11 protein-coding genes are annotated in these 13,420 nt (G+C 72.8%); 3 read left to right on the top strand and 8 right to left on the bottom strand.

Annotated elements, in window-relative coordinates:
- Positions 1 to 39 precede the first annotated feature (39 nt).
- Positions 40 to 2,262 (top strand): glycoside hydrolase family 3 C-terminal domain-containing protein, encoded by a 2,223-nt coding sequence (locus CRP30_RS08465; protein ID WP_097183508.1) that lies wholly within the window; start codon positions 40 to 42, stop codon positions 2,260 to 2,262.
- A gap of 6 nt (positions 2,263 to 2,268) precedes the next feature.
- Here the strand turns inward: CRP30_RS08465 and CRP30_RS08460 are convergent, their stop codons facing one another.
- Together CRP30_RS08460 and CRP30_RS08455 are read right to left on the bottom strand one after the other, a co-directional pair.
- On the bottom strand, positions 2,269 to 2,670 hold the full coding sequence (locus tag CRP30_RS08460; RefSeq protein ID WP_097183507.1) for a DoxX family protein: 402 nt from the start codon (positions 2,668 to 2,670) through the stop codon (positions 2,269 to 2,271).
- Between the two features lie 26 nt (positions 2,671 to 2,696).
- Positions 2,697 to 4,613, bottom strand: coding sequence for an FAD-binding monooxygenase (locus CRP30_RS08455; RefSeq protein ID WP_097183506.1), 1,917 nt, complete (start codon positions 4,611 to 4,613; stop codon positions 2,697 to 2,699).
- 77 nt (positions 4,614 to 4,690) lie between these two features.
- On the opposite strand from CRP30_RS08455, the gene CRP30_RS08450 reads away from it, so the two are divergent.
- Positions 4,691 to 5,431, top strand: a complete 741-nt coding sequence (locus tag CRP30_RS08450; RefSeq protein WP_097183505.1) for an IclR family transcriptional regulator — start codon at positions 4,691 to 4,693, stop codon at positions 5,429 to 5,431.
- A 68-nt stretch (positions 5,432 to 5,499) separates the two neighbouring features.
- On the opposite strand, the gene CRP30_RS08445 is transcribed toward CRP30_RS08450, so the two are convergent.
- The 6 genes from CRP30_RS08445 to CRP30_RS08420 all read right to left on the bottom strand — a co-directional run bounded on the left by CRP30_RS08445 (position 5,500) and on the right by CRP30_RS08420 (position 12,054).
- Complete coding sequence (locus CRP30_RS08445) at positions 5,500 to 7,182, bottom strand: MDR family MFS transporter (RefSeq protein ID WP_097183504.1); 1,683 nt, start codon at positions 7,180 to 7,182, stop codon at positions 5,500 to 5,502.
- Positions 7,183 to 7,260: 78 nt separating this feature from the next.
- Positions 7,261 to 7,884 (bottom strand): TetR family transcriptional regulator, encoded by a 624-nt coding sequence (locus tag CRP30_RS08440; protein WP_143278427.1) that lies wholly within the window; start codon positions 7,882 to 7,884, stop codon positions 7,261 to 7,263.
- 273 nt (positions 7,885 to 8,157) lie between these two features.
- Positions 8,158 to 8,781: a LutC/YkgG family protein gene (locus CRP30_RS08435; protein ID WP_097184069.1), complete on the bottom strand. Its 624-nt coding sequence runs from the start codon at positions 8,779 to 8,781 to the stop codon at positions 8,158 to 8,160.
- On the bottom strand, positions 8,778 to 10,238 hold the full coding sequence (locus CRP30_RS08430; RefSeq protein ID WP_097183502.1) for a LutB/LldF family L-lactate oxidation iron-sulfur protein: 1,461 nt from the start codon (positions 10,236 to 10,238) through the stop codon (positions 8,778 to 8,780). The genes CRP30_RS08435 and CRP30_RS08430 overlap by 4 nt, the downstream gene beginning before the upstream one ends.
- Positions 10,235 to 11,032: a (Fe-S)-binding protein gene (locus CRP30_RS08425; protein ID WP_097183501.1), complete on the bottom strand. Its 798-nt coding sequence runs from the start codon at positions 11,030 to 11,032 to the stop codon at positions 10,235 to 10,237. Before CRP30_RS08425 ends, CRP30_RS08430 begins: the two co-directional genes overlap by 4 nt.
- Positions 11,029 to 12,054, bottom strand: a complete 1,026-nt coding sequence (locus tag CRP30_RS08420) for a LacI family DNA-binding transcriptional regulator (RefSeq protein WP_235003273.1) — start codon at positions 12,052 to 12,054, stop codon at positions 11,029 to 11,031. Before CRP30_RS08420 ends, CRP30_RS08425 begins: the two co-directional genes overlap by 4 nt.
- Before the next feature lie 164 nt (positions 12,055 to 12,218).
- Between CRP30_RS08420 and rhaI the strand changes: the two genes are divergently transcribed.
- Complete coding sequence (rhaI, locus tag CRP30_RS08415) at positions 12,219 to 13,388, top strand: L-rhamnose isomerase (RefSeq protein ID WP_097183500.1); 1,170 nt, start codon at positions 12,219 to 12,221, stop codon at positions 13,386 to 13,388.
- Positions 13,389 to 13,420 lie beyond the last annotated feature (32 nt).

Genomic DNA, 13,420 nt, shown 5'->3' with positions numbered 1-13,420 from the left:
CCGGGCCTACACCGACGTCGACTTCCACGAGGAGAACCGATGACCGACGACGTGACCCCACTGCCCCTGGGGCGCAAGGCCGCCCTGCTGTCCGGGCAGGACTTCTGGTCGACGGCGCCGATCGAGGAGGCCGGCCTGCCGTCGGTCGTGCTCACCGACGGGCCGCACGGCGTCCGCCGCCAGGAGGCCGACTTCGAGCAGATCGGCCTGCTGCAGAGCCTGCCGGCCACCTGCTTCCCGCCCGCCGTCGCCGTCGGGTCGAGCTGGGACCCCGAGGTCGCCGAGCGCATCGGTGCCGCCGTCGGTCGGGAGGCGCGGGCGCTCGGCGTTCCCGTCGTGCTCGGGCCGGGCGTGAACATCAAGCGGTCGCCGCTGTGCGGCCGCAACTTCGAGTACTACGCGGAGGACCCGCTGCTGGCCGGCGTGCTGGGCGCCGCCCACGTGCGCGGACAGCAGGGCGAGGGAGTCGGCGCGTCGGTGAAGCACTTCGCGGCCAACAACCAGGAGACGCAGCGCATGCAGATCAGCGCCGACGTCGACGAGCGCACCCTCCGCGAGATCTACCTGCCGGCCTTCGAACGCGTCGTCACCGAGGCGCGGCCGGCGACGGTCATGTGCGCCTACAACAAGATCAACGGCGTCTACGCGTCGCAGCACCGCTGGCTGCTGACCGACGTGCTGCGTGGCGAGTGGGGCTTCGAGGGTGCCGTCGTCTCCGACTGGGGCGCGGTGCAGGACCGGGTGGCCGCGTTGGAGGCCGGCCTGGACCTGCAGATGCCCGGCGACCACGGCGCAGGCAACCAGCTCGTCGTCGACGCGGTGCGGGCCGGGACAATGGACGAGGCCGTCGTCGACCGCAGCGCAAGGCGGGTCGCCGCCCTCGCCGGGCTGGTGACCGAGCCGACCGACGGCGTCGACGTCGAGGCGCACCACGCCCTGGCCCGCGAGCTCGCCGCCGGCTGTGCCGTGCTGCTGAAGAACGACGACGGCGCGCTGCCCCTGACCGGAGGCGCCCGCATCGCCGTGGTGGGGGAGTTCGCCCGGACCCCGCGATTCCAGGGCGGTGGGAGCTCGCACGTCAACGCCACCCGGGTCGACGACGCCGTGGGCGCGCTGCGGCAGGCGGTGGACGACGTCGTCTTCGCGCCCGGGTTCACCCTCGACGGCTCCGGTGACGCGCCGGCGCTGCGGGAGGAGGCGGTCGCCGCCGCCCGGGACGCCGAGGTGACCGTCGTCTTCGCCGGGCTCGCCGAGGCGGACGAGTCCGAGGGCTTCGACCGCACGACCCTCGACCTGCCCGCCGTCCAGGTGGAGCTGATCCAAGCCGTGGCGGCGGTCGGCGCGCGCACCGTCGTCGTGCTCTCCTCGGGGGGTGTGGTGTCGCTCGAGGGGTGGCACGACGACGTCGACGCGATCCTGGCCGGGTTCCTGCTCGGCCAAGCCGGCGGAGGCGCCCTCGCGGACCTGCTCACCGGCGCCGTCGACCCGTCGGGACGGCTGGCCGAGACCATCCCGCTGCGGCTGCAGGACAACCCCAGCTACCTGAACTTCCCGGGCGAGCAGGGGCACGTCCGGTACGGCGAGGGCTTGATGGTCGGCTACCGGCACTACCTCTCCGTCGACCGCGCCGTCCGGTACCCGTTCGGCCACGGACTGAGCTACACGACCGTCGAGACGGCCGGCCTGCAGGTGCGCGCGACCGGGGACGACACGGCGACGGTCAGCATGACCGTGACCAACACCGGCGAGCGGGCCGGCCGGCACGTGGTCCAGGTCTACGTCGCGACGACGGCCGGACCGGTCCGGCGGCCCGTGCGGGAGCTGCGTGCGTTCGCGAAGGTGTCACTGGCGGCGGGGGAGTCGCGCACGGTGGGCTTCGGGCTGGACCGCCGCGCCTTCGCCTACTGGGACGTGCGCGGAGGCGGCTGGCTCGTGGCGCCGGGGGAGTACACCGTCCAGATCGGCCGCAGCGCCGCCGACGTCGTCGCCGAGGCGACCGTGACGCTCACCGGGGACGACGTCGTCCCGGAGCTGACGCTCGGCTCGTCGGTGGCGGAGTGGTTCGGACACCCGGTGGTCGGCGCGCAGCTGCTGGCGGGCTTCCTCGAGACGATGCCCGAGGGCGCCGGCGAGATGCACGACGGGATGCTGCAGATGATCGGTTCCATGCCGATGGGGCGGTTCGCGACCGACTTCGGGTCCGCCGTCCCGATGGCGGAGCTCGAGCGGCTCATGGCGGAGGCGAACGCCGCCCGGGGGTAGCGGAGGTCAGTCGCGGTGGGTGCGCCGGAACCAGCCGCCGCCGAACAGGGCCAGCAGCACGAGCAGGGGCTGGAAGAAGAGCCGCACGAGCCGCTTCGTGTCGGTGTCGAGCCCGAAGGCGTCGGTGCCCTCCACGTACTGGGCGACGTTGCCCGGGAAGATCACCACGAGTAACGCCGCCAGCAGCGCCCCGACGAGCCGCCGCTTCTGCGGGAGCGCGACGAAGGCTGCGCCCAGGGCGATCTCGGCGACGCCCGAGCCGAGCACCGTGAGGTCCTCGTCGACGGGGAACCAGTCGGGCACCTGAGCCCGGAACTCCTGCCGCTGGCTGGTCAGGTGCAGGACGCCCGCCCCGACCATGGCCACCCCGAGCAGGACACGGGCGGCGTCGCGGGGGAGGGACGGCATCCCGGCACCGTAGCCACCGGGCCGCGTCAGGCGTCGAGCAGCACTCCGGCCAGGAAGTCGGCGAGCTCGTCGTACCCGTCGAGGGGCAGCACGTGCGCCACGTACTGGTCGGGCCGGACCAGCACCATGGCTCCCTGCGCCCGGTCGATGCCGCGCAGGTCGAAGATGTCGGTGGCCGTCGGGTCGGGGCAGAACGCCTTCTCGTGGTCGACCAGGCCGAAGGTGCCCTTGCGTGGCACCAGGACGGCGGGGAGCTGACCGACGTCCAGGTCGCGGTGGCCCTGCTGGAAGACGGCGCGGACGTCGATCACCGCGTCGGGGTCGGCGCCGGCCGGGGTGAACCGGATCAGGGGCGACTTCTCCGAGGCCAGGTGCTCGAACAGCGCCCGGGCCCGCGACCCCGACGAGGTCGGGTCGGGCGAGTCGGCGAAGACGTACAGCCGCCAGGCCCCGTCCGCGCGGGCTGCGTGCCCGAGCTGCACCGGCTTGGCGTCGGCCAGCCGCACCACGGGGGCGGAGTGGAAGCGCATGCCGAGCGGGAAGCCCTCGGCAGGGGAAGAGGAGGCGTCGGCCGCGGTGAGCATCGACGGCTCGTAGCGGGTGGCGACCCCGGCGGTGAAGCGCCCCTGGGCGGCGAAGTGCTCCTGGAACGCCGCCGGGTCCACGCCGTCCTCGTCGTCGGGGGAGGTGCGCGGCCTGGCGCTCATCATGCGGGCGAACTCGCGGTCGAAGTCGATAAGCTCCTGCGCGACCTTCTGCCGTTCGTCGGAGTAGGTGTGCAGGAGCTCCGGCCGCGCGGTGCCCCGCAGGACCGCGGCGAGCTTCCAGCCCAGGTTCCAGGCGTCGGCCATCGACACGTTCATGCCCTGGCCGGCCTTGGCGCTGTGGGTGTGGCAGGCATCGCCGGCGATGAAGACCTGGGGGAGCCGGGCCGACATCTCCTCGGCCGGCACGTCGTCGAACTTCCGGCACAGCCGCTGGCCGATCTCGTACACCGACCACCAGCCGACGCTCTTCACGTCGATCGAGTACGGGTGCAGGATCCGGTTGGCCACCGCGACCAGCTTGTCCGGGTCGACGCTGCGGCCGTCCAGCATCTCCCGGTCGCTGACCTGGTCGAGCTCGATGTAGAGCCGGACCAGGTAGCCGCCCTCGCGCGGGATGATCAGCAGGTTGCCCTGGTTGGCCGATTGGACGACGGCCTTCAGCCGGATGTCGGGGAAGTCGGTGACGGCCAGGACGTCCATGACGCCCCAGGTCTGGTTCATCGCGTCGCCGACGAGCTCCTGGCCGATCGACGTCCGGACCGCGCTGCGAGCACCGTCGCAGCCGACGACGTACCGCGCGCGGATCGTGGAGGTCTCGCCGGTCCCGACGCCGTCCCGGACGTGGCGGACCGTGACGGTCACGGGGGTGCTGCCGTCGGGGGAGATGTCGAGATCGGCGGCCTGCAGCCCGTACCAGGGCTCGAGCCGCGACGACGACCGGGCCATGGAGTCGCGCAGGTAGGCGAGCATCCGTGCCTGGTTGACGATGACGTGCGGGAACTCCGACAGGCCGTCCTCGACGTCCTGGATGCGTCCGGTCCGGGTGATGCGGGAGGGGTCCTCCGGATCGGGTCGCCAGAAGCCGACCTCGTTGACCCAGTAGGCCTCCGAGACCAGCTGGTCGGCCAGCCCGAACGCCTCGAACATCTCGACGGTCCGGCAGGCGACGCCATCGGCCTGACCCACCTCGAGCGGGCCCTTCCGCCGGTCGATGATCGCCGTCCGGATCTCCGGGAACCGGGCGAGCTGTGCGGCCAGGACCATGCCGGCCGGGCCGCAGCCGACGATCAGCACGTCGACCTCGTCGGGCAGGCTCCCGGAGCGCGCGGTCACGGACGGGTGCGGCTGCTCCACGAACGGGTCGCCGGGTCGGTAGCCGTCGAGGTAGAACTGCACGTCGCTGGTCCCTCCGTGGATGGTGTGGCACCTCGACGGTCCCGCACGTCCCGCAGGAGGGGATAGAGTTTTCTGCGTTGAAGAACAGGCCTGCGTACGCCATCGCCTCCGTCGACTCGGCGCTGCTCCTGGCCAGCCTGCTGCAGCACGAGGGGGCGATGCGGGTCACCGACGTCGCCGGGCGCCTCGGGGTCTCGGTCTCGACGGCGCACCGGCTGCTCGGGATGCTGGTCTACCGCGACTTCGCCGAGCAGCTCCCCGACCGCCGCTACGCAGCAGGCCCGGTGCTGCGCCGCGGACCGGTGCAGCAGGCCTCGGTCGCCACACTGCGCGAGGTGGCCCTGCCGCACCTGCGCCGGCTGGTCGACGCGGTAGGGGAGACGGCCAACGTGATGGTGCTGGCCGGGTCGGACATCCGCTTCGTCGCGACCGTCGAGAGCGCCCAGGTGCTCCGGGTCGGCGACCGGGCCGGCCGGACCCTGCCGGCGCACCGGACCTCGGGCGGCAAGGCGGTGCTGGCCACGATGGCCGACGACGAGGTCGCCGCTGTCCTCACCGCCCTGGACGGGACGGTGCTCGCCCACGTGCTCCGCGAGCTGCGCACCGCCCGGCGTCGCGGGTTCGCGGTGAACGACCAGGGCACCGAGGCAGGGCTGACCGCGGTCGGCGTCGCGGTGCCCCCGGCAGGGGGCTTCGCCGGCGCCGCGCTCTCCCTGGCCGCACCCACCGCGCGGTACTCCCGCGACCGGCTGCCGGTTTGGAGAGCTGCGCTGACCGAGGCCGCGGCGGACATCGCCCGCGACCTCGACGCCGTGTGACCCCTCGGCGAGGCCTGAAGCACCGAGGCCCGGAACCGACGGGTTCCGGGTCTCGGTGGGGCGCGCAGCTACAGGCGCAGGCGCTGCTCGTCGTCCCGGTCGTCCTCGAGGACGACGAGCTCGTCGACGGTGGCCGGCGCCGACAGCGCGGCCAGCTCCGCCTCGGAGTTCACTGCCTCGCCTCGGGCCACCATGCCGGCGTGCTCGGACAGCGGGATCTCCTTGAGCACCAGGGCCAGCAGGAGCCCGACGGCCAGGATCGGCACCAGGTACCAGAACACTGGCGCCAGGCTGTTGGCGTAGGCATCGACGATGGCCGACCGCAGCGGGTCGCCGGCCGCCTCGACCGCCGACGGCACCAGGGTGTCCGGCGAGGTGATGCCCGCCTGCCCGGCCTGCTCGGCGTTGCCACTGAGCGCCCCGGTGAGGTTGTCGGCCAGCCGGCTGGTGAACAGCGTCCCGAAGACGGCGACGCCGAGGGTGGCACCGACCTCGCGGAAGTAGTTGTTCGTCGACGTCGCCGTCCCGATCTGGTCGGCCGGCACGGCGTTCTGGGCCGCGAGGACGACGTTCTGCATGATCAGCCCGAGCCCGGCGCCGAGGGCGAGGAACATCCCGCCGATGGTCCACAGCGAGGTGTCCCCGGACAGCGTCGTCATCCAGATCATCGCGGCCATGATCACGGCGACGCCGGCGATGGTGAAGACCTTGTACCGGCCGGTCCGCATGATGAAGCTGGCCGAGCCCTGGATGGTGATGATGATGCCGACGACCATCGGGACCATCAGCAGGCCGGAGTTCGCCGCCGACAGCCCGGACGCCATCTGCAGGAACGTCGGCATGAAGGCGATGGCCGAGAACATGCCGAGCCCGACCGCCATGCCGAGCGCGGTGGCGACCACGAACGTGCGGTTGCGGAACAGCGTCATCGGGATGATCGGCTCGGCGGCGCGCAGCTCGACCGCGACGAAGGCGACCGCAGAGACGACGAGCAGGGCCAGCAGCGTCAGCGCCTGCCAGGAGCCCCAGCCGTCACGACCACCGAAGTCGGTGAACAGCACGAGCGAGGTGGTGGCTGCCGACAGCGCGAGGATGCCGGCGTAGTCGATCGGGGTGCTGTTCTTCTTGCGGGGCAGCGTGAGGGCGAACCAGCCGATCGCGAACGCGGTCAGGCCGACCGGGACGTTGATCCAGAAGGCCCACTCCCAACCGAGGGAGTCGTGGTCGGTGAAGAACCCGCCGACGAGGGGACCGGCCACGGCGGACAGGCCGAAGAGGGCGCCGATCGGGCCCATGTACTTGGCGCGCTCCCGCGCCGGGACGATGTCGGCGATGATCGCCTGCGAGAGGATCATCAGCCCGCCGCCGCCGAGGCCCTGGACACCGCGCCAGACCACGAGCCAGCCGAAGTCGGGCGCCGTTGCCGCCCCGACGCTGGCGACGGTGAACAGGCCGATCGCGACGAGGAACAGCGTGCGCCGGCCCCAGAGGTCGCCGAACTTGCCGTAGACGGGCATGACCAGGGTGGTGGCCAGCAGGTAGGCGGTGGTCATCCACGCCATGTGCGAGACGCCGCCGAGCTCGCCGACGATGGTCGGCATCGCCGTCGAGACGATGGTCTGGTCGAGGCTGGCCATGAGCATCCCGGCCAGCAGGGCGCCGAAGATGGTGTTGATGCGACGCCGGGTGAGCACGATGGGCGGTTGCGCGGCCGCGTCGTTGGACAGAGCGTCGCTGGGCGGGGCGTGCACGAGGTCTCCTCGGTCGGGCGGTGGTGCCGCGGGTGCGCGGCACCGGATCGAGCGGACGGCGCGGGCCGCTCGGGTGTATCAGCGGGGGGCGGGGAGTCCCGCGGCCAGCAGGTCCCAGGTCTCGTCGACGAGGTCCGGGAGGGCCGCGGTGAAGTCGCCGGCGAACCAGCGGTGCAGCGACGTGCGCATCGCCGCGGCTGCGACGCCGGCGAGGAGCGCGGGGTAGGCGTCGGCGCCCACCCGGGTGCCGGTCCGCTCGCCGATCGCCGCGGCGAGGACCTGCTCGGACTCGCCGAAGGCCGCCGCGAGGCGCGCCAACGCCGCCGGGTGCGCGTCGATCACCGTGAGGCGCAGCGGCCACAGCTCGGTGTTCTCGCTCATCTCGGCGGCCTGCTCGCGGGCGACCGCACGCATCGCCTCGACCGGCGACTCGTCGGCCGGCCGGCTCAGGAAGGCCTCGACCTGCCGCTGCGGCGCTGCCGGGTCCAGGCCGACGACGGCGTCGATCTTGGACGGGAAGTAGTTGAAGAACGTCCGTGGCGAGACGTCGGCGCGCTCGGCGATGTCGTCGACCGACACCTCGTCCAGCCCGCGCTCGGCCACCAGCTGGAGAGCGGCGAGGTGGAGGGCCGACCGGGTGGCGAGCTTCTTGCGCTCGCGCAGGCCGGTCGACATGGGCACCATGATGGTCGAATATTGCACTCTATGCAAGTTTGCATCAACTGCACGGCGTGTCGCGCCCCCGACCCGGAAAGACGTCGGGGACGACAGTTGCGAGACGAGTCGGGATCGCGCATGCTGACCCCGGGCGGGGCCCCGGGACACCCCGGGTGCGCTCCGCCCGCCAAACGTGGCGCGCGATGGTCAGGTGGTTTCGCGTGCAAGCACTCGGGGCACATGGCCGGCACCGGCCCCGGCGTGGTCGTGAATCCCCCCGCGCCTGGGCCGTGCCTCGTGAGTCGTCCCGTCGCCGATCTAGGCGACGAGCACGACCACCAACGTGCGCGGGCCGTGCACGCCCTCCACCCGCTGCAGCTCGATGTCGCTGGTCGCGGACGGGCCGCTGATCATCGTGAGCGGGGCGGTCGGGTCGAGCCGCGCCAGCCCTTCCGGGACGCCGCTCACGACCTGGTGGGCCTCGACGACGCAGACCAGGCAGTCGGGGAGCAGGGACAGCGCACGCCGGCCCGACAGCGCACTCCCGTCCAGGACCAGCGTGCCGGTCTCGGCGATCGCGACGGAGACTCCGGCGACCGCCGCGGCGTAGGCGGCCAGGTCCACCGCGGGTCGGCCGTCGTCCTCCACCGCGCCGTCCGGCCGCCAGGCCGCGGGCACGCCAGGGGCGACGACGACGTCCGCGGGCGCGTGCTCGCCGAGCGCCGTCCGCAGCGCACGGGCCATCGTCGGCGCGACGTCGGCAGGACCGCAGCGCACCACCGTCGCCTTGTAGTCCTCCAGCCGGTCGGTCAGGACGTCGAGCAGGTCGTCGGGGGAGCGGTCGTCGGTGAGCCGGTAGTCGCGGCTGATCTCCGCGGGTACGCGCCGGTCCGGGCCGAGCGCGGTCCGGATCCGGCCGAGGATGTCCTCGCGCGCCGTCATCCGCCGTGCTCCCGGGCCCACGCCTGCGTGAACGTCTCCGCGGGGGGCGTCGGCAGGTCGCGGGTGCGGGTCCACTTCGAGGCCGGCGGCGGCAGGGCGGCCGGCAGGGTCGGCCTCCCCCGGGCGAGGAACCGGCCGAGCCCGGCGGCGCGCTGGGCGAGGCGCCACAACCGAGGGCTGGACATCGCCTTCGACAGCGCCCGGAAGGCGACGGCCTCGGGAGTCGTGCGGGTCTGCGCCTCGACGTGCTCGGCCCGCAGGTGGACCAGGATCGAGGGGATGTCGATGGCCACCGGGCAGACGTCGTAGCAGGCGCCGCACAACGACGACGCGTACGGCAGCGAGGCGTTGTCCTGCACCCCGGTCAGCTGCGGGGACAGCACCGCACCGATCGGGCCGGGGTAGACCGAGCCGTACGCGTGACCCCCCGCGCGCTCGTACACCGGGCAGACGTTCAGGCAGGCCGAGCAGCGGATGCAGTGCAGTGCCTCGCGGCCCACCTCGTCGGCGAGCACCGCCGTCCGGCCGTTGTCGACGAGGACCAGGTGGAACTCCTGCGGCCCGTCGCCGGGAGTCACCCCGGCCCACAGCGACGTGTACGGGTTCATCCGCTCGCCGGTGGAGCTGCGGGGGAGCAGCTGCAGGAACACCTCGAGGTCACGCCAGGTGGGCACCACCTTCTCGATGCCCATGACGGTGATCAGCGTCTGCGGGAGCGTCAGGCACATCCGGCCGTTGCCCTCGGACTCGACGACGGCGAGCGTCCCGGTCTCGGCCACGGCGAAGTTCGCCCCGCTGATCGCCACCCGGGCCCGGAGGAACCGCTCGCGCAGGTGCGCCCGGGCGGCCATGGCCAGGTGTCGCGGCTCGTCGGTGAGCTCCGGGTCCACACCGGGCATGGTGCGCAGGAAGATCTCGCGGATCTCGGCCCGGTTCTTGTGGATCGCCGGCACCAGGATGTGCGACGGCTTGTCCTCGCCCAGCTGGACGATGAGCTCCGCGAGGTCGGTCTCGTGCGCCGCGATCCCGGCCGCCTCCAGTGCCTCGTTGAGCCCGATCTCCTGGGTGGCCATCGACTTGACCTTCACGACCTCGTCGGTGCCGGTCGCCTGCACGAGCCGGGTGACGATCGCGTTGGCCTCGTTCGCGTCCCGGGCCCAGTGCACCGTCCCGCCGCGCGCGGTCACCTGCTCCTCGAGCGCGATCAGGTGCTCGTCGAGCCGGGCCATCGTGGCCGCCTTGATCGCCCGGCCGGCCTCGCGCAGCTCCGCCCAGTCGGCCACCTCGCCGACGACGGCGGCCCGCTTGCCGCGGATCGTCGACGTCGCGTGCCCGAGGTTGGCACGGAGCTGCCCGTTCTGGAGCGAGTTGCGGGCAGCGTCGGGGAAGGACTCGTCGCCGCGCAGGTGCCCGACGCCGCGGGGTGCCGTCGGGATCCCGAGGAAGACGGCGGTCATGGCGCGGCCGCCGGGGTGGTGGGGTGGGACAGCGATGGCGCGGTCGACTGGTGGGGCGTCACGGCCTCTTCGGTGGACGCCAGGATCTCGGCGAGGTGGACGGTGCGCGTGCCCGACCGCAGCCGGGACAGCCCGCCGCCGATGTGCAGCAGGCAGGAGGCGTCCCCGGCCGTGCACACCTCGGCGTGCGTGGACAGCACGTTGGCCATCTTGTCGGCGAGCATCGCCGTCGACGTCTCGGCGTTCTTGACCGCGAAGGTGCCGCCGAACCCGCAGCACTGGTCGGCGGCGGGCAGCTCGACGAGGTCCAGACCGCGGACGGCGCGCAGCAGCTGGACCGGCCGGTCGCCCACCCGGAGCATGCGCAGGGAGTGGCAGGTCGGGTGGTAGGTGACGCGGTGCGGGTAGTACGCGCCGACGTCGGTGACGCCCAGGACGTCGACCAGGAACTGCGACAGCTCGTAGGTCCGCTCCGCCAGTGCTGCGGCCTCGTCGGCGAGTGCGTGCGCGCCGGCCCGCCGCGCGACGGCCGCCTGCTGGTGGTGGATGGAGGCCACGCAGGAGCCGGACGGCGCCACGATCGCCTCGGCGCCCGCGAAGGCGCGCACGTGGTTGGCGACGATCGGCACCGCCTCGCGCCGGTACCCGGTGTTGACGTGCATCTGGCCGCAGCAGCTCTGCCCCGGCGGGACGACCACCTCGTGGCCCAGGCGCTGGAGCAGGACGGCGGTGGCCCGGGCGACCTGCGGCACCATCGTGTCCACCAGGCAGGTGACGAACAGGGCGATCTTCATGCTGTCGGGTCCCGGCGCACCATGCTCGACTCGCGGACGACGAGCATCGGGCCGAACACCTGCTGCTCGTGCCGGTGACCGTCGCCCCGGGCCTCGGCCAGCAGCAGCTCGGTCGCCCGTCGGCCCAGCTCCAGCCGCGGCTTGCGCACCGAGGTCAGCGGCACCGCCGCCGCTGCCGCGAAGTCGATGTCGTCGTACCCGACGATGGCGAAGTCGTCCGGGACCCGGACGCCGTGGCGCACCATCCCCTGCAGGACGCCGAGGGCCATGAGGTCGTTGGCGCACACCGCGGCGGTGGGCCGGCGGGCGGCGGGGATGCCCACGATGCGTGCGGCCGCCTCGAGCCCGCCCGCGACGGTGAGCGACTCCGGGGAGATGACGGTCAGGCCGTCGTCCGAGCCGCACACCGCCCGGAACGCCGCGCTCACGCCGTCCAGGCGTTCCTGGATCTGCGGCAGCCCAGAGGAGCCGCCGATGAACGTGATGCGCCGGTGGCCGTGTTCGAGCAGGTGCTCGCCGGCCAGGCGTCCGCCGAGGTGGTCGTCGACGGCGACCGAGCACTGGCCGATGTCCGGGGCCTGGCGGTCGACGAGGACCACGGGCACCCCGCGGCGTCGCAACGACTCCAGCTGCGGGGAGGGCTCCGCAGTGGGCGTGATCAGCACGCCCTGCACGCGCTGCTCGGCGAGGGAATCGAGGTGGGCCGCCTGCTTGTCCGGCTCGTCGTCGGTGTTGCAGAGGATGACCGAGAGTCCCTGCGCGTTGGCCACCTCCTCGACACCACGGGCGACGTCGGTGAAGAAGGGGTTGGCGATGTCGAGGACGACCAGGCCGATGGTGCGGCTGCGGCCCGCGCGCAGGTGGCGGGCCGACTCGTTGCGGACGAAGCCCAGGGCCTCGATCGCGGCGAGGACGCGGTCGCGGGTTGACTCGCTGACCGTATCGGGGCGGTTGAGCACGTTGCTGACCGTCCCGACGGAGACGCCGGCGCGTTCGGCCACGTCCCGGATGCTGGCGTTCACGCAGGCTCCTCCTGGGCGTCGGGGCACAGTCCGCTGAACCGGTTCAACCGCGAGCGCTGCCCGCCGCGCCGTGACCGTTGACACAGGTCTACCAGGCTCCCTATGGTCGGCGCCAGCAGTCGCTGAAACGTTTCACAGCTGTGCCCCAGCCGTCAGGAGCTCTTGTGACCGACCCCCGCGCCGCCGCCATCGGCGCGCTCGCGACCCAGACCATCGAGCTCCCGTCGTGGGCGTTCGGGAACTCCGGCACCCGCTTCAAGGTGTTCGGCCAGCCGGGCGTGGCCCGCGACCCGTACGAGAAGCTCGAGGACGCCGCCCAGGTGCACCGGTACACCGGTGTCGCCCCCCGGGTCTCGCTGCACATCCCGTGGGACCTCGTCGACGACTACGGCAAGATCGCCGCCCACGCCGGCGACCTGGGCGTGCGGATCGGGGCGATCAACTCCAACCTGTTCCAGGACGACGACTACCGCCTGGGCTCGCTGACCCACGCCGACCCGGCGACCCGCCGCAGGGCCGTCGACCACCACGCGCAGTGCGTCGAGGTCATGCACGCCACCGGCTCCACCGACCTCAAGGTGTGGCTGCCGGACGGCACCAACTACCCGGGCCAGGACGACCTGCGCGCCCGCCAGGACCGGCTGGCCGACTCGCTCTCGCAGATCTACGCGATGCTCGGCCCGGACATGCGGATGCTGCTCGAGTACAAGTTCTTCGAGCCGTACTTCTACGCGATGGACATCCCCGACTGGGGCACCTCGCTGGTGCACTGCCTCGCGCTGGGCGAGCAGGCGACCGTCGTCCTGGACACCGGCCACCACGCGCCGGGCACGAACATCGAGTTCATCGTGATGCAGCTGCTGCGGGCCGGGCGTCTGGGCGCCTTCGACTTCAACTCGCGCAACTACGCCGACGACGACCTCATCGTGGGCTCGGCCGACCCGTTCCAGCTGTTCCGGATCATGAACGAGATCGTCGGCAACGACGCGCTCCGTCCGGAGTCCGGCGTCAACTTCATGCTCGACCAGTGCCACAACATCGAGCCGAAGATCCCCGGCCAGATCCGGTCGGTCACGAACGTCCAGGAGGCGACGGCGAAGGCGCTGCTCGTCGACCGGGCGGCGCTCGCCGAGGCCCAGCAGGCCGGTGACGTCCTCGGCGCCAACGCGCTGCTGATGGACGCGTACAACACCGACGTCCGTCCGCTGCTGGGCGAGCTGCGCGAGTCGCAGGGCCTGGACCCCGAGCCGTCCGCCGCCTACGCCCGCTCCGGCTACCAGGAGCGCATCGCCCGCGAGCGCGTCGGCGGCCAGCAGGCCGGCTGGGGCGCCTGACGAAGGACCTGACCGCCCCCCCACCCCCCGCA

This window comes from Blastococcus haudaquaticus, from assembly GCF_900230285.1.
In the GTDB taxonomy this organism is placed as follows: Bacteria; Actinomycetota; Actinomycetes; order Mycobacteriales; family Geodermatophilaceae; genus Blastococcus_B; species Blastococcus_B haudaquaticus.
Note: the sequence above shows the minus strand (reverse complement) of the source record. Positions and strands in the feature narration are given on the sequence as shown.

Excerpts from the sequence above, each read along its gene's own strand:
- CRP30_RS08430 (WP_097183502.1), bottom strand. The coding sequence starts at position 10,238 with ATGACCGCCGTCTTCCTCGGGATCCCGACGGCACCCCGCGGCGTCGGG.
- CRP30_RS08460 (WP_097183507.1), bottom strand. The coding sequence starts at position 2,670 with ATGCCGTCCCTCCCCCGCGACGCCGCCCGTGTCCTGCTCGGGGTGGCC.
- CRP30_RS08425 (WP_097183501.1), bottom strand. The coding sequence starts at position 11,032 with ATGAAGATCGCCCTGTTCGTCACCTGCCTGGTGGACACGATGGTGCCG.
- CRP30_RS08465 (WP_097183508.1), top strand. The coding sequence starts at position 40 with ATGACCGACGACGTGACCCCACTGCCCCTGGGGCGCAAGGCCGCCCTG.
- CRP30_RS08435 (WP_097184069.1), bottom strand. The coding sequence starts at position 8,781 with ATGACGGCGCGCGAGGACATCCTCGGCCGGATCCGGACCGCGCTCGGC.